This window comes from Actinomadura sp. KC216, from assembly GCF_004348535.1.
GTDB lineage: Bacteria > Actinomycetota > Actinomycetes > Streptosporangiales > Streptosporangiaceae > Spirillospora.
In genome coordinates this window covers 1-25,583 of sequence record NZ_SMJX01000105.1, presented here as the reverse complement: position 1 = coordinate 25,583, position 25,583 = coordinate 1, and the positions used below count along the sequence as shown (strand labels likewise).

Annotated in this window: 25 protein-coding genes; 13 read left to right on the top strand and 12 right to left on the bottom strand. The window is 73.4% G+C overall.

Going from position 1 to position 25,583, the window contains the following annotated elements; translation table 11 throughout:
• Nucleotides 1-21: 21 nt before the first annotated feature.
• From E1264_RS19775 to E1264_RS19765, 3 genes are all read right to left on the bottom strand, one after another.
• Nucleotides 22-831, bottom strand: coding sequence for an SCO1664 family protein (locus tag E1264_RS19775; protein ID WP_132175596.1), 810 nt, complete (start codon nt 829-831; stop codon nt 22-24).
• Nucleotides 832-933: 102 nt separating this feature from the next.
• Nucleotides 934-1,482 carry a DUF3090 domain-containing protein gene (locus E1264_RS19770; RefSeq protein ID WP_132175594.1) on the bottom strand — a complete coding sequence of 183 codons (549 nt, stop codon included), beginning with the start codon at nt 1,480-1,482 and terminating at the stop codon, nt 934-936.
• A gap of 10 nt (nt 1,483-1,492) precedes the next feature.
• Nucleotides 1,493-2,218 carry a histidine phosphatase family protein gene (locus tag E1264_RS19765; RefSeq protein WP_132175592.1) on the bottom strand — a complete coding sequence of 242 codons (726 nt, stop codon included), beginning with the start codon at nt 2,216-2,218 and terminating at the stop codon, nt 1,493-1,495.
• Between the two features lie 67 nt (nt 2,219-2,285).
• Between E1264_RS19765 and corA the strand changes: the two genes are divergently transcribed.
• From corA to E1264_RS19745, 4 genes are all read left to right on the top strand, one after another.
• The gene (gene corA / locus E1264_RS19760; protein WP_243711037.1) at nt 2,286-3,266 is read left to right on the top strand and encodes a magnesium/cobalt transporter CorA; all 981 of its coding nucleotides are present in this window, start codon (nt 2,286-2,288) and stop codon (nt 3,264-3,266) included.
• Between the two features lie 30 nt (nt 3,267-3,296).
• Nucleotides 3,297-4,250, top strand: a complete 954-nt coding sequence (locus E1264_RS19755; protein WP_132175590.1) for an aldo/keto reductase — start codon at nt 3,297-3,299, stop codon at nt 4,248-4,250.
• Nucleotides 4,247-6,136 carry a helix-hairpin-helix domain-containing protein gene (locus E1264_RS19750; RefSeq protein ID WP_243711036.1) on the top strand — a complete coding sequence of 630 codons (1,890 nt, stop codon included), beginning with the start codon at nt 4,247-4,249 and terminating at the stop codon, nt 6,134-6,136. Before E1264_RS19755 ends, E1264_RS19750 begins: the two co-directional genes overlap by 4 nt.
• 106 nt (nt 6,137-6,242) lie before the next feature.
• Complete coding sequence (locus tag E1264_RS19745) at nt 6,243-6,902, top strand: hypothetical protein (protein WP_132175588.1); 660 nt, start codon at nt 6,243-6,245, stop codon at nt 6,900-6,902.
• A gap of 75 nt (nt 6,903-6,977) precedes the next feature.
• On the opposite strand, the gene fabI is transcribed toward E1264_RS19745, so the two are convergent.
• Together fabI and E1264_RS19735 are read right to left on the bottom strand one after the other, a co-directional pair.
• A complete protein-coding gene (gene fabI / locus E1264_RS19740; protein ID WP_132175586.1) occupies nt 6,978-7,763 on the bottom strand; it encodes an enoyl-ACP reductase FabI in 786 nt (261 codons plus the stop codon).
• A 5-nt stretch (nt 7,764-7,768) separates the two neighbouring features.
• Nucleotides 7,769-8,473, bottom strand: coding sequence for a beta-ketoacyl-ACP reductase (locus tag E1264_RS19735; protein WP_132175584.1), 705 nt, complete (start codon nt 8,471-8,473; stop codon nt 7,769-7,771).
• A 231-nt stretch (nt 8,474-8,704) separates the two neighbouring features.
• Between E1264_RS19735 and E1264_RS19730 the strand changes: the two genes are divergently transcribed.
• Together E1264_RS19730 and E1264_RS19725 are read left to right on the top strand one after the other, a co-directional pair.
• Nucleotides 8,705-10,204 (top strand): TldD/PmbA family protein, encoded by a 1,500-nt coding sequence (locus tag E1264_RS19730; protein WP_207936030.1) that lies wholly within the window; start codon nt 8,705-8,707, stop codon nt 10,202-10,204.
• Nucleotides 10,201-11,592 carry a metallopeptidase TldD-related protein gene (locus E1264_RS19725; RefSeq protein WP_207936029.1) on the top strand — a complete coding sequence of 464 codons (1,392 nt, stop codon included), beginning with the start codon at nt 10,201-10,203 and terminating at the stop codon, nt 11,590-11,592. The genes E1264_RS19730 and E1264_RS19725 overlap by 4 nt, the downstream gene beginning before the upstream one ends.
• A gap of 82 nt (nt 11,593-11,674) precedes the next feature.
• Here E1264_RS19725 and E1264_RS19720 read toward each other — a convergent pair whose 3' ends face one another.
• Entirely contained in the window at nt 11,675-11,887 is a 213-nt protein-coding gene (locus E1264_RS19720) for a dodecin (protein ID WP_131965361.1), read from the bottom strand.
• A gap of 99 nt (nt 11,888-11,986) precedes the next feature.
• On the opposite strand from E1264_RS19720, the gene E1264_RS19715 reads away from it, so the two are divergent.
• The gene (locus E1264_RS19715; protein ID WP_132175580.1) at nt 11,987-12,316 is read left to right on the top strand and encodes a DUF3099 domain-containing protein; all 330 of its coding nucleotides are present in this window, start codon (nt 11,987-11,989) and stop codon (nt 12,314-12,316) included.
• A gap of 614 nt (nt 12,317-12,930) precedes the next feature.
• Complete coding sequence (locus E1264_RS19710; RefSeq protein WP_132175578.1) at nt 12,931-14,082, top strand: acyl-CoA dehydrogenase family protein; 1,152 nt, start codon at nt 12,931-12,933, stop codon at nt 14,080-14,082.
• 1 nt (nt 14,083) lies between these two features.
• On the opposite strand, the gene E1264_RS19705 is transcribed toward E1264_RS19710, so the two are convergent.
• Together E1264_RS19705 and icmF are read right to left on the bottom strand one after the other, a co-directional pair.
• On the bottom strand, nt 14,084-14,803 hold the full coding sequence (locus E1264_RS19705) for a helical backbone metal receptor (protein WP_132175576.1): 720 nt from the start codon (nt 14,801-14,803) through the stop codon (nt 14,084-14,086).
• Nucleotides 14,804-14,956: 153 nt separating this feature from the next.
• Complete coding sequence (gene icmF / locus E1264_RS19700) at nt 14,957-18,175, bottom strand: fused isobutyryl-CoA mutase/GTPase IcmF (protein WP_132175574.1); 3,219 nt, start codon at nt 18,173-18,175, stop codon at nt 14,957-14,959.
• Nucleotides 18,176-18,228: 53 nt separating this feature from the next.
• Between icmF and E1264_RS19695 the strand changes: the two genes are divergently transcribed.
• The 3 genes from E1264_RS19695 to E1264_RS19685 all read left to right on the top strand — a co-directional run bounded on the left by E1264_RS19695 (nt 18,229) and on the right by E1264_RS19685 (nt 20,962).
• Entirely contained in the window at nt 18,229-18,759 is a 531-nt protein-coding gene (locus E1264_RS19695) for a MarR family transcriptional regulator (protein ID WP_132175572.1), read from the top strand.
• A 90-nt stretch (nt 18,760-18,849) separates the two neighbouring features.
• Entirely contained in the window at nt 18,850-19,650 is an 801-nt protein-coding gene (locus tag E1264_RS19690) for a tryptophan 2,3-dioxygenase family protein (RefSeq protein ID WP_132175570.1), read from the top strand.
• A complete protein-coding gene (locus tag E1264_RS19685; RefSeq protein WP_132175568.1) occupies nt 19,640-20,962 on the top strand; it encodes an NAD(P)/FAD-dependent oxidoreductase in 1,323 nt (440 codons plus the stop codon). The genes E1264_RS19690 and E1264_RS19685 overlap by 11 nt, the downstream gene beginning before the upstream one ends.
• Before the next feature lies 1 nt (nt 20,963).
• Here the strand turns inward: E1264_RS19685 and E1264_RS19680 are convergent, their stop codons facing one another.
• Nucleotides 20,964-22,397 (bottom strand): DHA2 family efflux MFS transporter permease subunit, encoded by a 1,434-nt coding sequence (locus E1264_RS19680; RefSeq protein WP_243711035.1) that lies wholly within the window; start codon nt 22,395-22,397, stop codon nt 20,964-20,966.
• Between the two features lie 105 nt (nt 22,398-22,502).
• On the opposite strand from E1264_RS19680, the gene E1264_RS19675 reads away from it, so the two are divergent.
• Nucleotides 22,503-22,748 (top strand): hypothetical protein, encoded by a 246-nt coding sequence (locus tag E1264_RS19675; RefSeq protein WP_132175567.1) that lies wholly within the window; start codon nt 22,503-22,505, stop codon nt 22,746-22,748.
• On the opposite strand, the gene E1264_RS19670 is transcribed toward E1264_RS19675, so the two are convergent.
• The 3 genes from E1264_RS19670 to moaA are packed head-to-tail and all read right to left on the bottom strand — an operon-like array spanning nt 22,745 to nt 24,642.
• On the bottom strand, nt 22,745-23,041 hold the full coding sequence (locus tag E1264_RS19670) for a DUF6457 domain-containing protein (RefSeq protein ID WP_132175565.1): 297 nt from the start codon (nt 23,039-23,041) through the stop codon (nt 22,745-22,747). The two genes, E1264_RS19675 and E1264_RS19670, sit on opposite strands and share 4 nt — an antisense overlap.
• A gap of 49 nt (nt 23,042-23,090) precedes the next feature.
• Nucleotides 23,091-23,645 carry a molybdenum cofactor guanylyltransferase gene (locus E1264_RS19665; protein WP_132175563.1) on the bottom strand — a complete coding sequence of 185 codons (555 nt, stop codon included), beginning with the start codon at nt 23,643-23,645 and terminating at the stop codon, nt 23,091-23,093.
• Nucleotides 23,646-23,652: 7 nt separating this feature from the next.
• Nucleotides 23,653-24,642 (bottom strand): GTP 3',8-cyclase MoaA, encoded by a 990-nt coding sequence (gene moaA / locus E1264_RS19660; protein ID WP_243711034.1) that lies wholly within the window; start codon nt 24,640-24,642, stop codon nt 23,653-23,655.
• A gap of 109 nt (nt 24,643-24,751) precedes the next feature.
• Here moaA and E1264_RS19655 point away from each other — a divergent pair, with 109 nt between their 5' ends.
• On the top strand, nt 24,752-25,558 hold the full coding sequence (locus E1264_RS19655; RefSeq protein ID WP_132175559.1) for an alpha/beta hydrolase: 807 nt from the start codon (nt 24,752-24,754) through the stop codon (nt 25,556-25,558).
• Nucleotides 25,559-25,583: the final 25 nt, after the last annotated feature.

Below are 25,583 nucleotides of genomic sequence, written 5' to 3'. Positions count from 1 at the left end.
GTGGGGGGTCGTCCCCCCTCACTACAAGGGCGGCCAGGGGATCGCCGGCCAGTCTTCCGGGGGGTAGGGGTGGATGCGGTGTTTGAGCATCAGGTCCACGCGGCGGCGGGTGGCGTCGACCTCGTCCGGGGTGAGGAGCTCGGACAGGCGGGTGCCGAGCGCGCCGCCCGCCAGGGCGTCCTGGACGCGGCCGAGGGCCTCCAGCGCCTCGGGCGTCAGGGGCTTGCCGCGCCACTGCCACAGGACCGTGCGGAGCTTGTACTCGACGGAGAAGCACACGCCGTGGTCGCAGCCGTAGACGCGGCCGTCGCCGGGCGGCAGCAGGTGGCCGATCTTGCGGTCGGCGTTGTTGACGACGGCGTCGAACACCGCCATGCGGCGGACGGCCTCGTCGTCGGAGCGGGACAGGGCGACGAGGTCGATGTCGGGGTCGGGCTCCACCCACAGCTGCACCATGCCGGGGCCGTAGGGGCCGTCGCGGTGGACGGTCGGCGGGACGGTGCCCCAGCCCATGGTCTTGGACACCTCGTAGGCGGCGACCTCGCGCTCGGCGAGGGTGCCGTCGGGGAAGTCCCACAGGGGGCGCTCCCCCGCGACGGGCTTGTAGACGCAGTTCGCGGTCTGCCCGTCGTGCTCGATCGAGCAGTAGAGGGTGGCGTTGGACGCCTGGACGAGGCGGCCCTCCACGCCGAGCCGCCCGGCGCGCAGCAGCCGCTCGGCGGCGGCGACGTCGCGGGGGGAGACCGGGCAGCGGGGCGCGCCGCCCGCGGCGGCCCGCCCGGACGCGCCGCTCTCGCCCGCGGGCGCCCGGTCCCGGGAGGACTGCGTCATGCGTTCATTCTTCCGGCCACGCCGTCCATGATCCAGCACAACGGGCCCATTTCGTCCCCGCCGGGCGGGGACGTGCGGAAGGAGACGGTGCGGGGTGTCATCTCAGCCGAGGTATCCGTTCTGGCGCGGGCACACGTGCCCCTCGCTGTCGAGGGGCAGGCCGCACAGCGGGCACGGCGGCCGCCCGGCGGCGACGACCTTCAGGGCCCGCTCGGCGAACGCGCGGGCCTGCGCGGCGCTGATCCGGACGCGGAGCACCGCGATGGCGGGGTCGTCCTCGCCGACCTCGGTCTCCTCCTCGGTCTCGGTGACCTCCTGCGCCTCGATGACGACCTGCTCGTCGTCGGGGTCCCACGCCAGCGCCATCGTGCCGACCTTGAACTCCTCCTCGACCGGCTGGTCGAGCGGCCCGTCGTCGACCAGTTCCGACGGGGTGACGGCCGGCACCGGCGCCTCGCCGCCGCTGCGGCGCAGCACCTCGTCGAGGAGTTCCTCCAGCCGCTCGGCCAGCAGCGTGACCTGGAATTTCTCCAGTCCGACGCTGGTGACGCGGCGACCGGAGCGCGCCTGGAGGTAGAACGCGCGGTCGCCTGGCCGCCCGACGGCGCCGGCGACGAAACGCTCCGGCAGGTCGTAGGAGATGACGGGCATGACAAAGACCCTACGCGCCGCCGCCTGGGACCGCGTCATCCGGCCCGAGTCCCTCTTTTCCGGGTCTTTCCGCGGACGTTTCGGGCACGAGGGCGGCGATGTCGCCGCCGGTGTCGTTGACGCGGACGACGAACGGGCGCGTTTCGGTGTAGCGGATCACGGTGAGCGAGGCCGGGTCGGCCTGGATCCGCTGGAACTGGTCGAGGTGGAGGCCGAGCGCGTCGGCGACGATCGCCTTGATGATGTCGCCGTGGCTGCAGACGGCGTAGAGGGCGTCGGGGCCGTGCTCGGCGGCGATCCGGGCGTTCCAGTCGCGGACGGCGGTGACGGCGCGGTGCTGCGCGGCGGCGAGGGACTCGCCGTCCTCGCCGGGGAATTTCACGGCGCTGGGGTGGGCCTGCACGACCCGCCACAGGGGTTCTTCGGCGAGTTCCTTGAGGGGGCGGCCCGTCCAGTCGCCGTAGCGGACCTCGCCGAACCGCTCGTCGGTCTCGATCTTGTCGGCGGCCGTGCCGGGCCCGGTGCCGCGCGCGGCGGCGATGGCCTCGGCGGTCTCGGCGCAGCGTTCCAGTGGGCTGGTCACGATGGCGGCGAGCGGCAGCGGCGCGATCCGCCCGGCGAGCGCGGCGACCTGCGCGCGGCCCCGCTCGTCGAGGTGGACGCCGGGCGTCCACCCGGCCAGGAGGGGGCCGGTCATCGCGGTCAAGCCGTGCCTTACCAGCAGAAGCGTCATCACAGCGGCCACTCTAGGAGATGACCGTCGTCGCGGGACGCGGCCCTCCGCAGGGCGCGGATGCGGGAGAATGCGGCGTGTGATTGTGGACAAGGCGATCTACACCGACGGGACGCGCCGCGACATCGACGGCGACATCAGCGACGCCTTCGACCTCGCCCGCGCGGACGGCGACTGCTTCGTCTGGATCGGCCTGTTCGAGCCCGACGAGGAGGAGTTCGAGCTGGTCCGGGACGAGCTGCAGCTGCATCCCCTCGCCGCCGAGGACGCCGTGTCCGCGCACCAGCGGCCGAAGATGGAGCGCTACGACGACACGCTGCTCATCGTGCTGAAGACGCTGACCTACCTCGACGAGACCTCCGACATCGAGGTCGGCGAGATCATGGTGTTCCTCGGCCCGGACTTCGTCATCACCGTCCGGCACGGCGCGGGCAACCCGCTCGGGCCCGTCCGCAAGCGGCTGGAGGAGTCGCCGGAGCTGCTCAAGCACGGCGCGACGGCCGTCCTGTACGCGGTGTGCGACGAGGTCGTCGACCAGTACGGGCTCGTCGCCCACGAGGTGGAGATCGACATCATCGGGCTGGAGAAGGCGGTGTTCAACCCGGGCGCGCACGACGTCACCGAGAGCGTCTACTCCCTCAAGCGGGAGGTGCTGGAGTTCCGCGCCGCGGAGGACCCGCTGGTCCCGGTGCTGCAGGAGATCGTGAAGGGGCGGGTCGCCGAGTGCGGCTCGACCCGCGAGTACTTCCGCGACGTCCTCGACCACCTGCTGCGCGTCGACACGCAGGTCGACGCGCACAACGAGCTGCTCAACAGCGTCCTGACCGCGCATCTGGCGCTGCTCGGCAAGCAGCAGAACGAGGACATGCGGAAGATCTCCGCGTGGGCGGCGATCATCGCGGTGCCGACCGCGATCGCCGGGATCTACGGCATGAACTTCGACCACATGCCCGAGCTGAAGTGGACGTGGTCGTACCCGACCGTGCTGGTGGTGATCGTGGTGATCTGCGTGCTGCTGTTCCGCCGCCTGCGCCGGAGCGGCTGGCTCTAGGCCTGCGGCGGACCGCTACATTGACCGCCTATGAAGGAGCGTCACCTCGGGCGGAGCGGGCTGCTGGTGTCCCGGCTGGGCCTCGGCACCATGACCTGGGGGCGGGACACCGACCCGGACGAGGCCGCCGCGCAGCTCGTCGCGTTCGTGGAGGCCGGGGGGAACCTGGTCGACACCGCCGACGTGTACAACGACGGCGACAGCGAGCGGATCCTCGGGCACCTGCTGCGCGAGCTCGTCGACCGGGACGCCGTCGTCGTCGCGACGAAGGCCGCGATCAGGCCGAACGGCCGCTACGACGGGTCCCGCCGGCATCTGCTCCGCGCCCTGGACGCCTCCCTCGACCGCATGGACCTCGACCACGTCGACCTGTGGCAGCTGCACGTGTACGACCCGGCGACGCCGCTGGAGGAGACGCTGTCGGCGCTGGACGAGGCCGTCGCGTCCGGCCGGGCCCGGTACGTCGGCGTGTCCAACTACGCGGGCTGGCAGGTGTCCAAGGCCGCGGCGTGGCAGCGGGCGTGGCCGGGCCGCGCGCCCGTGGTGTCCGCGCAGCTGGAGTACTCGCTGCTGAGCCGCGACATCGAGCGGGAGGTCGTGCCCGCGGCGGTGGACGCCGGGGCGGGGCTGCTGCCGTCCTCGCCGCTCGGCCGGGGCGTGCTGACCGGCAAGTACCGCACCGGGATCCCCGCCGGGTCGCGCGCCGCCGCCTCGCACTACGCCGACTTCGTCCAGCCGTACCTGGACGACGAGTGCGCCCGCATCGTGGAGTCGGTGGTGACCGCCGCCGAGGGGCTCGGCAGCTCGCCGCTCGCGGTGGCGCTCGCGTGGGTCCGGGACCGGCCGGGGGTCGCCGCGCCGGTCGTCGGTGCGCGGACGGCGGCGCAGCTGGGCGCGATACTGGAGAGCGAGGACCTCACGCTGCCGCACGAGATCCGGGCGGCGCTGGACGACGTCTCCGACACCGCGACGGGAAGCCCGTGACCGACACCCCTGAGCACCCTTCCGAACACGCCCTGTCCGCGGCCGAGCGGGCGGCGCGCGCCGCGGAGGCGATGCGCGCCGCCGAGGCCGCCGCCGCCCAGGCCGCCGCCAAGCCCCCGGCCCCGCCCGAAGGGCCCGCGGGCGATGCGGCGCCGGAGCCGACCGCGCAGGAGGGGCTGCGGGCCCTCGCGGAGCTGTTCTCCGAGACCGGCGTCCCCGCCCCGCTCACGGCCCGGGCGGCGGCGCTCCTCGGGCCGGGCGCCGCCGGGCGGCTGCGCGAGGACCCGTGGCGGCTGCTGCGCGTCCCGGGCGTCCAGCCGCGGCAGGCCGACCACTTCGCCCGCGCGCTCCTCGGCCCGGACGCCCGCCCCGACGACCCGCGGCGCGGCCGGGCGCTCGTCCTGCACCTGCTGACCGAGGCGGCGCGCGGCGGGCACACGGTCACGCCCGCCGCCGACGTGGTGTCCGCGCTGGAGCGCCTCCAGGTCCCCGCCCCGCGCGGGGCCGTGGAGGCCGCGCTGGACGAGGCGGACGTCCTCGCGCTCACCGAGGAGCCCGAGTTCGGCGAGGAGTCCTTCGAGGAGGACGCCGAGCCGCCCGAGCCGGAGGAGACGCTCGGCCCGGCGCGGTGGGCGCTCGCCGAGGAGGCCGCGGCCGAGGGCCTGCAGCGGCTGACGCTCACGGCCGTGCCGCTGCTGGACGACGACGCCATCAAGGGCCTGCGCGACGGGCTGCCCGAGGACCGCTCCCTCGCGCTGACGGCCGCGCTGCGCACCGGCGTGAGCGTCCTGCGCGGGACGCCCGGCGACCTCGCCGCCGCCGTGCTCGCCATCGCGGCCGCCGCGGCCGGGGAGGGCGTCCGCACCGCCGTCGCCGCGCCGACCGACCGGGCCGCCGCCGGCCTCGGCGACGCGGCCGGGGTCACGGTGACGAGCCTGCACCGGCTGCTGGAGCCGCGGGACGACCCGTCCGCCGCGCCCGGCGCCGTCGTCTACGGGCGCGGCGAGCAGCACCCCCTCGACCTCGACCTGGTCCTCGTGACGGACGCGTCCGCGCTCGACGTCGAGCTGTGCGCCGTGCTGGTCGAGGCGTGCCCGGACGGCGCGCACCTGATGCTGTGCGCCGAACCGGACGCGCCGCCGCCCGCCGGGCCCGGCCGGCCGCTGGACGACCTGGAGGCGTCCGAGACGGTGCCCGTCGTCATGCTCGACGCCGCGCCGCCGTCCGGCCCGCTCGGCGAGCTGACCGACGCGGTCCGCGGCGGCGAGCTCGTCGCCGTGGACGCGCCCGGACGCGAGGTCGTCATCGTGCCCGCCGAGAGCGCGGGCGAGGCGGTGCACCGCGCCGTCCAGCTCGTCACCGACTCGATCCCGCGCGCGCTCGGGATTCCGGTCGAGGACGTCCAGGTCGTCGCCCCGGTCTCGGGCGGCGACGTGGGCGCCACCGCCCTGAACAGGGCGCTGAAGGCGCGCCTGAACCCCGGCCCCGGCAAGTTCGGCGGGATGGACCCCGGCGACCGGATCGTCGTCGCCGGGCCGCTCCCGCACGCCGCGCCCGGCGAGACCGGGGTGGTCACCGGCGGCGGCGCGCACGGCCTGGAGGTCGAGTTCCCCGGCGGCGCCGCTGTCGTCGCCCCGGCGGACGCCTCTCGGCTCCGGCACGGCTGGGCCCTGACCGTCGCGCAGGCCCGCGGGACGCGCCGTCCCGCCGTCGTCGCGGTCATGTCCCCCGAGGGCCTGTCCCGCCCGCTGGTCGCCGCCGCGTTCGGGCTGGCGGACCGGCACCTGTCGGTCGTGCAGGCCGCCGGGCCCGCGCTCGCGAAGGCCGTCCGCGACGGCGAGACGCCCGCACGCCGCACCCGCCTCGCGCGACTCGTGATCCAGTAGAGGTCGTGGCGGGGTAAAGAAACCGTCGTTTCGCGGTTTAGGGACCCACCCCTATGGGACACGATGTCAACAAGGGTGAGGGACCGGCATCGGGTGGAGGAGCGACATGCCCCATCGGCTCAGGCGGCTCGGTTCGGCGTCCGCGGCGGTCACGGCTGGGGCGCTCGTCCTGCTCCTGCCGGCGAACACCGCGAACGCCGCGGGCGCCGCGACGGCGGAGACCTGCAAGAAGGGCACCGACCCGGCGAGCACCATCGAGAACTGGGCGTGCAACCTCGGCAACCTGCGCGAGGCGATCCTCCCGTCGAGCCCCGGCCCGAAGCCGGAACCCACCCCGCCGAAGACGCCCGGCAAACCGGCGGAACCCGCAAAGCCCGCGCCCGGCTCGGGACACAAGGGCGCCGAGCCGCCGGCGAAGGCGCCCCGCAAGGCCCCGGCGGCACCGGGCGGGGGCGAGGTGTCCTTCGGGCCGTCCGGCCCCGGCACCGGGGAGTTCGCGCCGTACGCGGCCGGTCCGCCGCCCGAGGCGGCCCTGCCGCCCGGTGCGCTGCCCGTGCCCGAACTCGCCACCGGCCCGGACGCCCAGGCGCCGCGCGTGACGGCCGCGCAGCCGCAGACGCGCCTCGTCTCCCCCGTCGCGGCGTCCGCGGACGACGGCGGGCAGATGCTGTGGGTCGCCGCCGCGGCCGGAGCCGCGGGCGCCGTGGCCGCGCTCAACCTCAACGTCGCCGCCCGCACCCTCCGCCGCCGCGGAGCGGCGGGCTGACCGGACGCTCCAGGACAGACGAGAGGCCCTTCCCGCGCGGTGGGAAGGGCCTCTCCTACGTCTCGCGACCGCCGCTCAGCCCGCCCCTCCCACGGAGTGCAGGCCGCCGTCGACGTGGACGATCTCGCCCGTCGTCGCCGGGAAGAAGTCCGACAGCAGCGCCACGCACGCCCGCGCGGTCGGCTCGCTGTCCTTGATGTCCCAGCCGAGCGGCGCGGCCTTCGGCCACATGTCCGTCATGCCCTCGAACCCGGGGATGCTCTTGGCCGCCATCGTCGACAGCGGGCCCGCCGCGACGAGGTTGACCCGGATGCCCTGCGGGCCCAGGTACTTGGCGAGGTAGCGGGCGCACGACTCCAGCCCGGCCTTCGCCACGCCCATCCAGTCGTACACCGGCCACGCCTTGGTGGCGTCGAAGTCGAGGCCGACGACGGAGCCGCCGTCCTTCATCAGCGGCAGGCACGCCATCGTCAGCGACTTCAGCGAGAACGTCGAGGCGTGCACGGCGGTCGCGACGTCCTCCCACGGCGTCTCCAGGAACGTGCCGCCGAGCGCGGTCTGCGGCGCGAACGCGATCGCGTGGACGACGCCGTCCAGGTGGTCGAAGCCGTGGTCGCGGAGGTTCCCGGCGAGGGCGTCGAGCTGCGCGGTGTCGGTCACGTCCAGCTCGATCACCGGCGGCGGCGAGTCGGGCCCGGACGGGAGCCGCTTCGCGGTCCGCGCCGTGAGCGTCGGCCGCGGGTAGGCGGTCAGCGCGACCTCGGCGCCCTGCTCCTGCGCGACCCGCGCGATGTGGAAGCCGATCGACGCGTCGGTGAGGACGCCGGTGACCAGGATCCGCTTGCCTTCGAGAATGCCCATGACCGTCAGTGCCCCATTCCCAGTCCGCCGTCGACCGGGATCACGGCCCCGGTGATGTAGGCGGCGTCCTCGCTCGCCACGAACCGCACCGCCTTCGCGATCTCCTCCGGCCGCGCGATCCGGCCGAGCGGGATCGAGGCGGTGATCGCCTTCTGCTGGTCCTCGGTCAGCACCGCCGTCATGTCGGTGTCGACGAACCCCGGCGCGACGACGTTCACGGTCACGTTGCGGGACCCGAGCTCGCGGGCCAGCGACCGGGCGAACCCGACCATGCCCGCCTTGGACGCGGCGTAGTTCGTCTGCCCCGCCGACCCCGTCAGGCCCACCACGGACGACACCAGCACGATCCGCCCGGAGCGCTTGCGCATCATGCTCTTCACCGCGCGTTTCGCGACGCGGAACGAGCCCGTCAGGTTCGTGTCGAGGACGGAGGTGAACGCGTCCTCGCTCATGATCGCCAGCAGGGTGTCCTTGGTGATCCCGGCGTTGGCGACCACCACCTCCACCGGGCCCTGCTCCGCCTCGACCTTGCCGAACGCGGCGTCGACGTCCTCGGCGCTCGTCACGTCGCACCGGACGCCGAACAGGCCGTCCGGGGGCTCACCGGACCGGTACGTCACCGCCACGGCGTCGCCCGCCGCGGCGAGCTCGCGGGCGATGGCCAGGCCGATGCCCCGGTTACCCCCGGTCACGAGGACAGAGCGACTCATCAGGACCCTCTCGTTCAGGCTGCGCGTTCCCGTTCACGCTGCGCGGTGGCTGCGGCACGACCCTAGCGGCCGGGCACGGCGCTGCGGATGTGCCGAACCGACAACTTCCGCCGACGCCGCTTTGTTCGCGGGCGCCCCCGTGCGCGGGCGCCCGCCCGCGCAGGGGACGCCGTCAGAACGCGAGCGGAATGCGGGCGTACCCGCGCCGCGCCCGGGGGTAGGTTGCGGAGGGTGCATGACATCGATCCCTCCTTCACCGCGCTGCCGCTCCGCGCGCTGGCCGACGCGGCCCTCACCCGGGCCCGGGAGCTGGGCGCCGAGCACGCCGACTTCCGCCTCGAACGCATCCGCAGCCAGACGCTGAACCTCCGCGACGCCGCCCTGGAGACCGCGCTGGACGCCGACGACGTGGGCCTGTCCGTCCGCGTCGTCAAGGACGGCACCTGGGGCTTCGCCGCCGGCATCGACCTCACCCCGGACGGCGCCGCCCGCGTCGCCGCGCAGGCCGTCGACGTCGCCGCCGTCGCCAGGCCCGTCAACCGCGAACCCATCGAGCTGGCCCCCGAACCCGTCCACGGAGAGCGCACCTGGATCTCCGCGTACGAGATCGACCCGTTCGACGTCCCGACCGGCGAGAAGATCGCGCTGCTGGCCGGATGGAGCCGCCGCCTCCTCGACGACGACCGCGTCGACCACGTCGACGCCACGCTCATGCAGGTCAAGGAGAACAAGTTCTTCGCCGACCTCGCGGGCACCGTCACCACCCAGCAGCGCGTCCGGCTGTATCCGGCGCTCGACGCCGTCGGCATCTCCGGCTCGCTGTTCGACACGATGCGCACCCTCGCGCCGCCCGCCGGATACGGGTGGGAATGGCTGTCGGGCGGCCACTGGGACTGGGACGGCGAGCTCGCCCGCATCCCCGAGCTGCTCGCCGAGAAGCTCGCCGCGCCGTCGGTCGACCCCGGCGTGTACGACGTCGTCATCGACCCGTCCAACCTCTGGCTGACGATCCACGAGTCGATCGGGCACGCCACCGAACTGGACCGGGCGCTCGGCTACGAGGCCGCCTACGCGGGCACCTCGTTCGCCACGCCCGACAAGCTCGGCGAGCTGCAGTACGGGTCGAAGGTCATGAACGTCACCGGCGACCGCACCGCCGAGCACGGCCTCGCCACCATCGGCTACGACGACGAGGGCGTCCAGACCCAGGCGTTCGACATCATCACCGACGGCCGCTTCACCGGATACCAGACCGACCGGCGCATCGCCCGCCTCACCGGCGCCGACCGCTCCAACGGGTGCGCGTTCGCGGACGCGGCGTCCAGCATGCCGATCCAGCGGATGGCGAACGTCTCGCTCCAGCCCGCCGAGAACGGCCCGTCCACCGACGAGCTCATCTCCGGCGTCGACCGCGGCATCTACATCGTCGGCAACAAGAGCTGGTCGATCGACATGCAGCGCTACAACTTCCAGTTCACCGGGCAGCGGTTCTACCGCATCGAGAACGGGCGCCTCGCCGGGCAGCTCCGCGACGTCGCCTACCAGGCCACCACCACCGACTTCTGGAACTCCATGGAGGCCGTCGGCGGCCCGCAGACCTACGTGCTCGGCGGCGCGTTCAACTGCGGGAAGGGCCAGCCGGGGCAGATCGCGCCGGTCAGCCACGGCTGCCCGTCGGCGCTGTTCCGCGGCGTCAACATCCTCAACGCGCTGAAGGAGGCCGGCCAGTGAGCAGGATCGGGCCGAGCGAGGCCGTCGAGCGGGCGCTGGAGCTGTCCCGCGCGGACGACTGCGTCGTCATCGCCGACGAGACCAGCACCGCGAACCTGCGGTTCGCGGGCAACACCCTCACCACCAACGGCGTGACCCGCTCCAGCCGCCTCACCGTCATCGCGCTGCGCGACACCGCGGACGGCGTCGCCGCGGGCGTCGTGTCCAGGTCGGCGGTCGACGCCGACGGGATCGAGGACCTGGTGCGGGCCGCCGAGGCGGACGCCGCCGGGAACGAGCCCGCCGAGGACGCCCGCCCGCTCGTCGCCGAAGGCCCGCCCGGCGCGGCGGACGGCTGGGACGACGACCCGGCCGAGACCGGCATCGGCGCGTACGAGGGCCTCGCGCCCGCGCTGGGCCAGGCGTTCGCCGCCGCCGAATCGGCCGACCGGCGCCTGTACGGGTTCGCCAACCACGTCGTGACCTCGACCTACGTCGGGAACTCGGCCGGGCTGCGGGCGCGGCACGTCCAGCCGACCGGGCTGCTGGAGCTGAACGCCAAGGGCGCGGGCGGCTCGGCGTGGGCCGGGGTCGCCACCCGCGACTTCACCGATGTGGACGTGCCCGCCCTCACCGCCGACCTCGACCGGCGGCTGACGTGGGGCGAGCGGCGCCTGGACCTGCCCGCCGGGCGGTACGAGACGATCCTGCCGCCGTCCGCCGTCGCCGACCTGATGATCTACCTGTACTGGTCGGCGGGCGCGCAGGACGCGCTGGACGGCCGCACCGTCTTCAGCGCACCCGGCGGCGGCACCCGCGTCGGAGAGAAGCTCGCGAGCCTGCCCGTGAGCCTGACCAGCGACCCGGCCGCGGCCGGGCGGCAGTGCGCGCCGTTCGTGATCGCGCACGCGTCCAGCCGCGAGTCGTCGGTGTTCGACAACGGCCTCCCGCTCACCGCCACCGACTGGATCCGCGACGGCGACCTCGCCTCGCTCACCCAGACGCGGCACTCGGCCGACCGCACCGGGCTGCCGCTCACCCCCGCCATCGACAACCTCGCGATGGCGGGCCCGGACGGCGGCGCGTCCCTGGCGGACATGGTCGCCCGCACCGAGCGCGGGCTGCTGCTGACGTGCCTGTGGTACATCCGGGCGGTCGACCCGCAGAGCCTCCTGCTGACCGGCCTCACCCGCGACGGCGTCTACCTCGTCGAGGACGGCGAGGTCGTCGGGGCCGTGAACAACTTCCGGTTCAACGAGAGCCCCGTCGACCTTCTGTCGCGCCTCACCGAGGTCGGCGAGACCGTCCCGACGCTGCCGCGCGAGTGGTCCGACTACTTCACCCGCACCGCCATGCCCGCCCTGCGGGTGAACGACTTCAACATGTCGACGGTGTCGAAGGCGTCCTGAGACCACGCCGCCGCACCTTCCCGCCCCGCCCGCCCCGGCACGCCTCGCGCGTGCCGGGGCGGCGCGGGTGCCGGGGCGCTGTTCAGGCGTCTTCCAGGCGGAAGCCGACCTTCATGGTGACCTGGATGTGGGCGACCTCGCCGTCCTCGATCTGCCCGCGGACCTCGGTCACCTCGAACCAGTCCAGGTGGCGCAGGGTCTGCGCGGCGCGCCTGACGCCGTTGCGGATCGCCGCCTCGACCGACTCCGGCGACGTCCCGACGATCTCCGTCACCCGGTATGTGCGATCGGTCATATCGTGCCTCCCGTGCTTGACCCGTCCTGCTTCGGCCCGTACCGGCTTTTGACCCGTACCGCTGTCGCCTGCCGGACCCCTTGGGCTTACCGTGGAAACGTGAGGGTCAATCACCATCGGCCGCCGGCGGTCTACACGGTCACCGACGCGCCGCTCCCCCTGTCGGACGACATCGGGCACCGGCAGCGCCGCTACCTGGTGTCCATGGCCGTCCGGACCGGGTGCTTCGTCGGCGCGGTGCTGGCCGCGGTGGCGGGCGCGCCGGTGTGGGTGGTGATCCTTCTCATCGTCGGGGCGCTGTTCCTGCCCTACATCGCGGTCGTCTTCGCCAACGGCGGACGGGAGCCGACCCCCTCCGCGACCTTCGGCGACCCCATCGGACGCGAACAGAAGCCCGTTTCCGGACAGCGACCAGAAATCGGGTCGTGACATTCTCTTGACTAACCGCGGGGGGTTTCGGTGTACGATTTGTACCGGCGCTCTGGTCCCCCGTCGGAGCGCCCGTGCCGGTGTTCCGGGCCCCCGTCGGAACACCGATGATGCGGCGCCGGGTGGATTGCCCCCGTATCCACCCGGCGCCGCTTTTCAATGTCCGGGGCACTTCCTGGCGGATTCCCGGGTCCTGGATGGCCCGCTCGTGAACCGTCCTTGAACATCCCGTCCCCGCGCGTGTAAGCGAATCCGCGGAAGTACGCAAGCCCTGGCGGTGGCCTGGTCCGGCCAAGCCCGAAACCCCCTCCGGTCCGCCCACCGGACCGAGGGGCGGCGACGCGGCGTTCCGGCCCGGTACCGTTCGGCAGGCGCCGCGCCTCGCATGAAGGCGGGCGGAGCGCTCAGGAGACCGTGGGCGGATGCGCGCGGCCCGCCCACAAGCGAGCCACCGTCCACGCCCGCGGGATCGTGCACGGCGATCTGAGGCCCGCACAGGTACCCCTCACCCGTACGGCGCGGTCCGCCGTCCCGGGCACGCCGCGACTGGTTCTAGAATGCGATTCGAGTTAGGTTGGGCGTTCCGACAGGCCAGGGAGCGAAAGGGGACCCGCGTGCGCCGCACCCTGTTCAACGAGGACCACGAGGCGTTCCGGGAGACGATCCGGGCGTTCATCGAGGCCGAGGTCGCGCCGGTCTACGGCGAGTGGGAGGACGCGGGCCACCCGCCGCGCGACTTCTACCGCAAGCTCGGCGACCTCGGCGTGCTCGGCATCCAGGTCCCCGAGGAGTACGGCGGCGCGGGCGAGACCAGCTTCAAGTACCAGGCCGTGGTCTCCGAGGAGTGCGCCCGCGCCGGGGTGACCTTCGGCGGCTACAACGTGCACGTCAACCTCGTCCTGCCCTACCTGCTGAAGTACGGCTCGGAGGAGCAGAAGAAGCGGTGGCTGCCGCCGTTCGCGTCCGGCGAGATGATGACGGCCATCGCGATGACCGAGCCCGGCACCGGCTCCGACCTCGCGGGCATACGGACCACCGCGCGCCGCGACGGCGACCACTACATCCTGACCGGCGCCAAGACGTTCATCACCGGCGGCGTCCTCGCCGACCGGGTGCTCGTCGTCGCGCGCACCTCCCCTGCCACCCCGGAGAACCGCCGCACCGGCCTGTCGATCCTCGCGGTCGACACCAGGAGCGAGGGCTACGCCGTCGGCCGCAAGCTGGAGAAGATCGGGCTGCGCAGCTCCGACACCGCCGAGCTGTCGTTCAGCGACGTCCGGGTCCCGGTCGAGGACCTCCTCGGCGAGGAGGGCCGCGGGTTCGAGTACCTCACCCACAACCTGGCAGAGGAGCGCCTCGGCATCGCCACCAGCTCCTACGCCTCGGCCGCCGCGGCCGTGGAGTTCGCCCGCCGGTACGTGCAGGACCGGACGGTCTTCGGCAAGACCGTCTCCTCGTTCCAGAACACCAAGTTCGTCCTCGCCGAGTGCGCCACCGAGGTCGAGGCCGCCCGCTCGCTGGTGGACCGCTGCATCGAGGCCCTCGACGCCGGCGAGCTGACGCCCGCCGACGCCGCCGTCGCCAAGCTGTTCTGCACCGAGGTGCAGGGCCGCGTGGTCGACAAGTGCCTGCAGCTGCACGGCGGCTACGGCTACATCCTGGAGTACCCGATCGCGCGGCTGTACGCGGACGCCCGCGTCACCCGCATCTACGGCGGCACCAGCGAGGTCCTCAAGACGATCATCGCCAAGGACCTCAAGGTCTGACTCAGTAGGTCCGGGCCGCCGCCAGCTCCCGCGCCAGCGCGGCCGGGGCTCCGGCCAGGGACGGGCCGTACCAGGTGAGGTACCTGCCGTTGACGAGCGCGACGTCGATGCCGGGAAACGACTCGGGGCCGTCGTCCTCGGTGAAGCGGTAGGGCTCGTCCGGCAGGACCACCATGTCGGCGCCGGACGCGTTCAGCTCATCAAGAGGGATCTTCGGGTACCGGTCGGGGTGGCCGGCGTAGACGTTGGAGACGCCGAGGCGGGACAGGACGTCGCCGGTGAAGGTGTCGCGCCCGACGACCATCCACGGCCGCCGCCAGATCGGGACCACGGCGGTGCGCGGCGTGCCCTGAGTGACGCCCGACCAGACGCGGGACGCCTCGTCCAGCCAGCCCGGCACCGGGACGCGGCACGCCTCGACGAGCATCCGGCGCAGCGACGCCAGCGCCTCGTCGACCGTGCGGATCTCCGTCATCCAGACCGGGATCCCGGCGGCGCGCATCGCCTCGACGTCGGCCGGGCGGTTCTCCTCGGTGTTGCCGAGGACGACGTCCGGCCGCAGCTCCGCGATCCTCTCCAGGTCGGGGTTCTTGGTGCCCCGGACGCGCGGCACGTCCAGGCCGGCCGGGTGGGTGCACCAGGCGGTGGCGCCCACCAGCAGGTCCGGCGCGGTGACCGCGACCGTCTCCGTCAGCGACGGCACGATCGACACGACCCTCATACGTCTCCCTCGTGGGGGGCGACCCCCACACCCCCGGTTCGCTCCGCTCATACGTATCTCTCGTGGGGGGCGACCCCCCACACCCCCCGGTTCGCTCCGCTCATACGTATCTCTCGTGGGGGGCGACCCCCCACACCCCCCGGTTCGCTCCGCTCATACGTTGCGGCGGTACTGGCCGCCCACCTCGAAGAACGCGTCGGTGATCTGCTGGAGGCTGCACACGCGGGCCGCGTCCATCAGCACCGCGAACACGTTCTCGCCCGCCCGCGCCGCGTCCTTGAGCGCGGCGAGCGCCGCCCGGGCCTCGTCGCGGTGCGCGTCCTGGTAGGCGCGGACCCGGTCGAGCTGGGACCGCTTCTCCTCCTCGGTGGCGCGGGCCAGCTCGATCGTGTCGGGCGTCCCGTCGCCGGAGCCGGGGCTGCGGAACGTGTTGACGCCGATGATCGGCAGGGAGCCGTCGTGCTTGCGCTGCTCGTACAGCATCGACTCGTCCTGGATGCGGCCGCGCTGGTAGCCGGTCTCCATCGCGCCGAGGACGCCGCCGCGCTCGCTGATGCGGTCGAACTCCGCCAGCACCGCCTCCTCGACCAGGTCGGTGAGGTCGTCGATGATGAACGACCCCTGCAGCGGGTTCTCGTTCATCGCCAGGCCCCACTCGCGGTTGATAATGAGCTGGATCGCCAGCGCGCGGCGCACCGACTCGGCCGTCGGGGTCGTGACGGCCTCGTCGTAGGCGTTGGTGTGGAGGCTGTTGCAGTTGTCGTAGATGGCGATGAGGGCCTGCAGCGTCGTGCGGATGTCGTTGAAGTCCATCTCCTGCGCGTGCAGGGACCGCCCGGACGTCTGCACGTGGTACTTCAGTTTCTGGCTGCGCTCGTTGGCGCCGTACCGGTCGCGCATGGCGACGGCCCAGATGCGGCGGGCGACGCGTCCGAGGACGCTGTACTCGGGGTCCATGCCGTTGGAGAAGAAGAACGACAGGTTGGGCGCGAAGTCGTTCACGTCCATGCCGCGCGCCAGGTACGACTCGACGTAGGTGAACCCGTTGGCGAGCGTGAACGCGAGCTGGCTGATGGGGTTCGCGCCGGCCTCGGCGATGTGGTAGCCGGAGATGGACACCGAGTAGAAGTTGCGGACCTTGTTGGCGATGAACCATTCCTGGATGTCGCCCATCATCCGCAGCGAGAACTCGGTGGAGAAGATGCAGGTGTTCTGCCCCTGGTCCTCCTTGAGGATGTCGGCCTGGACGGTGCCGCGCACGGTGGACAGGACGCGCGCGCGGACCACGGCGGCCTCCTCCTCCGACGGCTCCCGCCCGTGCTCCTCGTAGAAGGCGTCCAGGCCCTGGTCGATGGCGGTGTTGAGGAAGAACGCCAGGATCGTCGGGGCGGGGCCGTTGATGGTCATCGACACCGACGTCGTCGGCGACGACAGGTCGAACCCGTCGTAGAGGGCCTTCATGTCGTCCAGCGTCGCGATGGACACGCCGGACGTGCCGACCTTGCCGTACACGTCGGGACGCTCGTCCGGGTCGCGCCCGTACAGGGTGACCGAGTCGAAGGCGGTGGACAGGCGGGTCGCGGGCTGGCCCTCCGACAGCAGCTTGAAGCGGCGGTTGGTGCGGAACGGGTCGCCCTCCCCGGCGAACATGCGCGCCGGGTCCTCGTTGTCGCGCTTGAAGGGGAACACCCCGGCGGTGAAGGGGAACCGTCCGGGCAGGTTCTCGTTGCGCAGGAACCGCAGCAGCTCGCCGTGGTCGGTGAAGCGCGGCAGCGCGACGCGCGGGATGCGGCTGCCCGACAGGGACTCGCGGGTCAGCTTGGTGTGCAGCTCCTTGTCGCGGATCCGCACGACCTGCTCGTCGCCCGAGTACGACTCGACGACCGCGGGCCAGCCCTCGATCAGGTCGGCGTTCTCCGGCGCCACGTCCCGGCGCGCCCCGGCGAGCAGGTCCTCGACCTCGGACGCGTCGGTCAGCTCGGCGCGGACCTCGTCCAGCCGCTGGACGCGCCGCACCGCCTCGATCTGCTTCACGGTGTCGGCGTGGTAGCCGCGGACGGTCTCGGCGATCTCGGACAGGTACCGCACCCGGTTCGGCGGGATGACGGTCGCGGCGCCGGTCGACACCTTCGTCGTGCTCTCGGGGAGGACGCCGTCCTCCAGCCGCAGGCCGTGCTCGCCGAGCAGCCCGCCAAGGTACTGGTAGAGCGCGGTGACGCCGTCGTCGTTGAAGGTGGCAGCGCTGGTGCCGAACACGGGCATGTCCTCGGGCCGCTGCCCGAACGCCTCCCGGTTGCGGACGAGCTGCCGGGAGACGTCCCGCAGCGCGTCGGCGGCGCCGCGCCGCTCGAACTTGTTGATCGCGACGACGTCGGCGAAGTCGAGCATGTCGATCTTCTCCAGCTGGGACGCGGCGCCGAACTCGGGCGTCATCACGTACAGCGACACGTCGACCAGCGGGACGATCGCGGCGTCGCCCTGCCCGATCCCGGGCGTCTCCAGGATGACCAGGTCGTATCCGGCGGCCTTGCAGGCGCCGATGATGTCCTCGATGTTCTCGGGCAGCTCCCGCGAGCCGCGGGTGGCGAGGGAGCGGAAGAAGACATGGTCGCCGTCGAGGGCGTTCATCCGGATGCGGTCGCCGAGCAGCGCGCCGCCGCCGCGCCGCCGTGTCGGGTCGACGGCGAGGACCGCGACGCGGAGCTTGTCCTGCTGGTCGACGCGGAACCGCCGCACCAGCTCGTCGGTGAGGGACGACTTGCCGGAGCCGCCCGTCCCGGTGATCCCGAGCACGGGCACGGGCCGCTTGCCCGCCGCCTCGGTGAGCAGCGCCCGGTCGCCGTCCGGGAGCTTGCCGGCCTGAAGGCAGGTGATGGCGCGGGCCAGCGCGTGCCGCTCCCCCGCCACCACGGCCTCGGCCGGGACGGGCTCGGCGGCGAGGTCGACGTCGCAGTCGCGCACCAGCTCGTTGATCATCCCGGGCAGGCCGAGCCGCTGGCCGTCCTCCGGCGAGAAGATCCGCACCCCGGCGCCGGACAGCCGCGCGATCTCCTCGTGGACGATCACGCCGCCGCCCCCGCCGAACACCTTCACGTGCTCGGCGCCCGCCTCCTTCAGGCTGCGCGCGAGGAACTCGAAGTACTCGACGTGGCCGCCCTGGTAGGAGCTGATCGCGACGCCCTGCGCGTCCTCCTCCAGGACCGCGTCGACGACCTCGCGGACCGAGCGGTCGTGCCCGAGGTGCACCACCTCGGCGCCCTGCGACTGCAGGATGCGCCGCATGATGTTGATCGCCGCGTCGTGGCCGTCGAACAGGGCCGCCGCCGTCACGAACCGCACCGGATGCTCCGGCCTGTGCAGGTCCCCCGTCACCGGTCTCACCTCAACCCTTGGACATCCAATATTTGGAAGTTAAAGTAGTTTCCATGCGCGAGACAGTCAAGACCACGTACGGTGGGCCGGTGCCCGACGCCCCCGACCCGATCGCCGAGGCCCGCCGCCAGTGGAGCCTGCGCTGGCCGGAGCACGCCGACCACATGGCCGCCGTCACCTCGGTGATGCGCGCCCAGCAGCTGCTGCTGAGCCGGATCGAGGCCGTCCTCAAGCCGTACGCGCTGACGTTCGCCGCCTACGAGGCCCTGCGGCTGCTCGCCTTCACGCGCACGGGAACGCTCCCGATGGGCAAGATGGGCACCCGCCTCATGGTCCACCCGGCCTCGGTCACCAACGTGATCGGGCGCCTGGAGCAGCGCGGCCTCGTCGGCCGCGGCCCCTCCCCCGACGACCGCCGCGTCGTCCTCGCGACGATCACGCCCGCCGGGCGCGAGCTCGCCGAGGAGGCGACCCTCGCGCTCAACGAGTCCGGGTTCGGCATCGCCGCGCTCCCCGCCGAGCAGGCCGCCGCGATCACCGCCGCGCTGCGCCCCGTCCGGCACGCCGCCGGCGACGTCGACTGACGCGCGCGTCCACGGGACGGGCGCGCCCGGTGACCGACGGGGCGTCCCATATGCTGCGGTTCTGTATCCGGTGTGACGCGAGGAGGCGTGATGACGGATTCGCCGACGATGACGTACGGCGGATATCTCCGGCTCGACGATCTGCTGTCCTGCCAGGAGCCCCAGACCGACGCCCACGACGAGCTGCTGTTCGTGATCATCCATCAGGTGTACGAGCTGTGGTTCAAGCAGATCCTGCACGAGGCTGCGCTGCTGCAGCGGCGGCTGGAGGACGGCAACAGCGCGGGCTCGCTGCACACCGCGCGCCGCATCGCCAAGATCCTCAAGACGGTGGTCGGGCAGCTCGACGTTCTGGAGACGATGACGCCGCGCCAGTTCGCCGCGTTCCGCGGCGAGCTCGGCACCTCCAGCGGGTTCCAGAGCGCGCAGTTCCGCGAGATCGAGGCCGTCCTCGGGCGGCGCGCGTTCCCGGCCTCCGACCTGCGCGACGACGCGCGGCTCCAGGCGGCGGTGGCGCGGCCGTCGATGTTCGACTCGCTGCTGCGCTACCTGGACGCGCTCGGGTTCCCCGTCCCGCGCGAGGCGCTCGACCGCGACACCTCCCGCCCGTGGGAGCCGGACGCGGGCGTGCAGAAGGCGCTGGTCTCGGTGTACGCGGACGAGTCCGGGCCCGGCGTGGAGGTCTGCGAGGCGCTCGTCGACGTGGACGAGGGCATCCAGGAATGGCGCTACCGGCACCTGAAGATGGTCGAGCGGACGATCGGCGCGAAGATCGGCACCGGTGGGTCGGCCGGGGCCGACTACCTGCGCAAGACGCTGTTCGCGCCCGCGTTCCCCGACCTGTGGGAGGTCAGGTCCCAGACGGAGGAGGTCCCCGTCCATGGGGCGTGACGGAGGCGAAGGCGGCGGGGAGCGGGTCGCGATCGTCGGCGCGGGGCTGGCGGGCTGCCTGCTGGCGGTGCTGCTCGGCCGCCGGGGCGTCCCGGTGACGGTGTACGAGCGGCGTCCCGACCCGCGCGTCGCGGGCGCCGAGCGCGGGCGCTCGATCAACCTGGCGATCTCGGCGCGCGGCCTGGCGGCGCTGGAGCAGGTGGGGCTGCGCGACCAGTCGCTCAAGCGGGCGCTGCCGATGCACGGCCGGATGGTGCACCCGCTGGCGGGCGGGCAGAACTTCCAGCCGTACAGCGCGGACGGTGAGCGCGCGATCAACTCCATCGGCCGCGCCGAGCTGAACCGGTCGTTGCTGGACACCGCCGAGGCCACGCCGGGCGTCACGCTCCGGTTCTCCCAGCGCGTCACCGGCGTGGACGCCGCCGCCGGGACGATCCTTTTCGACGGTGCCGACCCTGAGCCCGCCGACGTCGTTCTCGCCGGGGACGGCGCCTACAGCGCGGTCCGCGGGTCCCTGGAGCTGGACGGCGACGACGCCGACTTCCTGGAGCACGGCTACAAGGAGCTGACCGTCCCGCCGAAGGACGGCGGGTTCGCGCTCGACCCGGACGCGCTGCACATCTGGCCGCGCGGCACCTCGATGATGATCGCGCTGCCGAACCTCGACCGGTCGTTCACGTGCACGCTGTTCTGGCCCAAGGACGACTTCGCCGCGCTCGACACGCCGGAGAAGGTCACCGCCTACTTCGAGCGCCACTATCCGGACGTCGCGGCCCTCATGCCCGACCTGGCCGATGACTACGCGCGCAACCCGGTCGGGTCGCTGGTGACCGTCCGGTGCTGGCCGTGGACGCGGTACGGGGACGGCGCGGTCGTGGCGCTGCTCGGCGACGCGGCGCACGCGATCGTCCCGTTCTTCGGGCAGGGCGCCAACTGCGCGTTCGAGGACTGCATCGAGATCGACCGGTGCCTGACCGAGACCGGCGGCGACTGGGGCCGCGCGCTGTCGCTCTACCAGGAGAGGCGCAAGGCCAACACCGACGCGATCGCCGAGATGGCCCTGGACAACTTCATCGAGATGCGCGACCGGGTGTCGTCGCCGGTCTACCGGGCGAAGCAGGCGGCGACGCACGCGCTGGAGCGGCGGCTCGCGGGACGGTACATGTCCCGCTACGAGCTGGTGTCGTTCTCGACGATGCCGTACGCGGAGATCCCGGCCCGGATCAGGCGCCAGAACCGCGTGCTGGCCGCGTCCGTGCTCGGCGGTCTGGCCGCCGCGGCTCTGGCGGCCCGCGCCCTGCGCCGCCGGTAGGTCAACCGGGGCGGCGGACGGCGCGGCGGCCCGCGGCGAGGTCGGCGACGGCCGCGGCCAGCGCCGCCAGGACGAACACCAGGATGACGATCAGCCCGTGCCGGAACGCGGCCGCCCAGTCCCCGCCCGACCCGGCGACGGTCGCGAAGAACACCGACCCGGTGGCGGCGATGCCCGTCGCGGTCCCGACCCGCTGGCCCGTCTGCAGGACGCCCGCCGCGCTGCCGCCCTCGGTGCGGCGCACCTCCGACAGGGTGATCGTCTGGTTCGGCGCGATGACCAGGCCGCTGCCGAGGCCCGCGATCAGCAGCGGCACCGCCGTCCACCAGGCCACCCCGGAGCCCGGGTGCACCTCGACCGCCACCCACGCCGCGCCGAGCCCCACCAGGACGACGCCGAGCCCGGCGGCGACGAGCGTGCGTCCGTACCGCGCCACGACCTGGCCGCCCGCGGCCGACGCGACGCCCGACCCGACCGCGAACGGGGTGATCGCGAGCCCCGCGCCGAGCGCGCTGTAGCCGAGGCCGTTCTGCAGGTAGAGCGTGAAGATGAAGAAGATCGCGGTGAACCCGGCGAAGTACAGCAGCGCGATCGCCGAGCCCAGCGCGTACGAGCGGAGCCGGAACAGGCCGAGGTCCACCATCGGCGTCCCGGCGCGGCGCTCCCACACGGTGAACAGCGCGATCAGGGCCGCGCCCGCGAGGACGAGCAGCCATTTCAGGTCGCTCTTCCACTGCTGCTCCTGGGCGAGCGGCAGCAGGACGCACACCACGCCCGCGCCGAGCAGCAGGACGCCGAGCGGGTCCAGGCCCTGCCGCTCCCCGTAGATGGGCGCGGGCAGGAGCCGCCACGCCAGCACCAGCGCCACCACACCCACAGGGACGTTGACGTAGAACACCCAGCGCCAGCCCTCGTCCGGCCCGGCGATCGCGATCAGCCCGCCGCCGAGCAGCGGCCCGACCGCGGTGGCGATGCCGATGACGGCGCCGAGCGCGCCGAACGCCCGGCCCCGCTCCGCGCCCTGGAACAGCTGCTGGATCAGCCCGGCGACCTGCGGGTTCAGGATGCCGCCCGCGACGCCCTGCACGAGCCGCGCCAGGACGAGGAGAAGGATCGTCGGCGCGATCCCGGCGGCGGCGCTCGCCAGCGTGAACAGCGCCAGCCCGGACAGGAACACGGCGCGGCGGCTGCGCGCGTCGCCGAGCCGCCCGGCCGGGACGAGGACGAGCCCGAACGTCAGCGCGTACCCCGACAGGATCCACTGCAGCTCCGCCTCGGACGCGTGCAGCCCCTCCCGGATCGACGGCAGCGCCACGTTGACGATGCTGACGTCCAGCAGCGTCATGAACGCCGCGACGAGGCAGACCGAGAGGGCCTTCCAGCGGCGCCGCCGCTCCGCCGCCCGCTCCCCGGCGTCCGTGGGCTCCGTCCGCACGGCAGGGTCCTATCCGGAGATCACCGGGCGAAACGCGGGATCCGCCCCGGTCGGACAGGGCAGGCGGGCGGTGCCGCGTCCGGCGGGCTGTGCCAGAGTTGACCGATGACCGACTCCGTTCCGGGATCCGGCCCCGAGGAACCGCAGTGCTCGGCCAGGGGCTGCCGCGCCGCCGCCGTGTGGGCGCTGCGCTGGAACAACCCGAAGATCCACACCCAGGACCGGCGGAAGGTCTGGTTCGCGTGCGAGGAGCACCGCGAGAGCCTGTCGGCGTTCCTCGGCCGCCGCGACTTTCTGAAGGACGTCGTCCCCGTCGCCGACCGCGACGCGCCCCCGGAGGACGCGGGCTAGGCGTCGTCGAGGACGGTCTCGCCCGCCTGCTCCGGGACCTCCGCCGAGGGCGCGGGGGCTCCGGCCGCCTTCCAGTTCTCGGCCATCTCGGTCAGCCGGGCGGCGGCGTCCCGCGCGGGCGCGCCGCGCCCGACCGCGAGGCCGAGCAGGTACGCCGTGAGCGGCGCGCCGGGCCGCGCGACGCCGTGCGCGACGTCGCGGGCGAGGTCCAGGACCAGGCCCTGGTCGATGTCGCAGCGCTCCAGGCCCAGTTCGCGGCAGGCCGCGTCGATCCAGTCGTCCAGCACCGGCATGGGTCCCCCTTCTGGCGTCGTCCAGCCGAACCTGCCCACTCTCACACGATCAAAGCAGGTGCTCGGCGGCGGCCAGGTCTTCCGGGGTGTCGCAGTCGTACCAGGCCGGACGCGTGTCCGAGGGCAGCGCGACCAGGGCGGGGTCGAGCGGGCCGAGGAGACCGCGCAGCGACTCGCCCGCGTATCCGGCGAGGGCGTCCCGGAGCGGCGCGGCCCGCCAGCAGCCGGCCAGCCACTGCTCGCGGCCCTCGTCGTCCACGAGCACGGCTCCGGCGCGCTGCCCCGCCGCGTCCAGCAGCCGGGCGACGTGGGCGGGACGCAGGAACGGCAGGTCGGCCGCCAGCACCGCCAGCCACGGCGCCCGCACCCGCGCCAGCCCGGCCCGCAGCGCCGGGACCGGCCCGGCGCCCGGCGGGTCCTCCCGGACGACGACCGCCCCCGGCAGGACGTCCCGCGGCGGCCCCACCACGATCACCTGGGACGCCCCCGACGCGGCGCCCGCCGCCCATTCCAGCAGCGTCCGGCCGCCCAGAGCCGCGGCGGGCTTGTCGGCGCCGAACCGCCGGGCCCGGCCGCCCGCCAGCAGCACCGCGTCGAAGGGCACGGGACGCTCAGCCGCCGATGGCCGACATCGGCCGCGCGGGCTGCAGGAACGACGGGTCGTCGATGCCGTGCCCGGCGCGCTTGGCCCGGACCGCCGCGCGCCACCGCTCGGCCAGCTCGGCGTCGTCGGCTCCGGCGCGCAGCGCGTCCCGCAGGTTGGACTCCTCGGTGGCGAACAGGCAGTTGCGGACCTGCCCGTCGGCGGTGAGCCGGACCCGGTCGCAGGCGCCGCAGAACGGCCGCGACACCGAGCCGATCACCCCGACGGTGTACGGGCCGCCGTCGACGGTGAACGACTCGGCGGGGGCGCTGCCCCGGTCGTGCTCCTCGTCCGGGGCGATGGCGAACGCCGCGGACAGCCGCGCCAGGATCTCGTCGGCGGTGATCATGTCGTGGCGGGTCCAGCCGTGCTGGGCGTCCAGGGGCATCTGCTCGATGAACCGGAGCCGGTAGCCGTGCTCGATGCAGAACCGAAGCAGCGGGACGGCCTCGTGGTCGTTGATCCCCCGCATCAGCACCGCGTTGATCTTGACGGGTTCCAGGCCCGCCGCCCGCGCCGCCGCGAGCCCGGCCAGGACGTCGTCCAGCCGGTCGCGGTGCGCGAGCCGCTTGAACGTCTCCGGGTCGAGGGTGTCGAGGGACACGTTGACCCGGTCGAGGCCGGCCTCGGCCAGCGGCCCGGCGAGCCGGTCGAGCCCGATGCCGTTCGTGGTCAGCGAGACCTGGGGGCGCGGCGCCAGCTCCGCGGTGCGCCGCACGATCCCGGGGAGCCCGCGCCGGAGCAGCGGCTCGCCGCCGGTGTAGCGGACCTCGGTGACGCCGAGGTCCCGGACGGCCAGCCCGACCAGGCGCATGACCTCGTCATCGGTGAGCAGCTCCGGCTTGGGCAGCCAGTCCAGGCCCTCGGGCGGCATGCAGTACGAGCAGCGCAGGTTGCAGCGGTCGGTGAGGGAGACCCGCAGGTCCGTCGCGGTTCGGCTGAAGGTGTCGACCAGCACGGGCGCCCCTTCCTGCTGATTACGGTCGATCTAACCAGCCTATTGCGGTGGTTGACGATCCGTCCCGCACGAGAGACGGTAACCATCCGTCCGGCATCTGGGAGGCTGCGTGACCACGGTACGGAACTGGGATTTCGCGGGGACGCGGGGCTCCGTCACGGCCAGGATCTGGACGGACGGAGACCCCTGGTACATCGCCGTCCTCGTGCACGGATACGGCGAGCACCTCGGCCGCTACGACCATGTCGCGGAGGTCCTCGCCCGGCACGGCGCCGTCGTCTGCGGCCCCGACCACATGGGCCACGGCCGCTCGGCCGGCGACCGCGTGCTGGTCGAGGACTTCGACGAGGTGGTCGCCGACCTGCACACGGTCGTCGAGGCGGCGCGCGGCGACCATCCGGGGCTGCCCGTCGTCATGATCGGGCACTCGATGGGCGGGCTGATCGCGTCCCGGTACGCCCAGCTGCACGGCGGTGTCCTCGCCGCGCTGGTGCTGTCGGGGCCGGTGCTCGGCCGCTGGCACGTCGTGGACGAGCTGCTCCCCCTCGACGAGATGCCCGACGAGCCGATCGACACGTCCGTCCTGTCGCGCGACCCGGCCGTCGGGAAGGCCTACGCCGATGACCCGCTCGTCTGGCACGGCCCGTTCAGGAAGGCCACCGTCCAGGCGCTCGACACGGCGCTCAGGCGCGTCAACGAGCACGGCCGCCTCGGCGACCTGCCGATCTTCTACATGCACGGCGCCGCGGACGACCTCGTCCGCCCGCGCGACACGCGCACCGGCATCGACGCCGTCCGCGGCACCGACTTCACCGAGCGCCTCTACCCCGGCGCCCGGCACGAGATATTCAACGAGACCAACCAGGAGGAGGTCCTCGCCGACGTCACCGCCTTCATCGACGGCGTCCTCACCTGACCGGCGCCTGACCGGCCCCCGACGC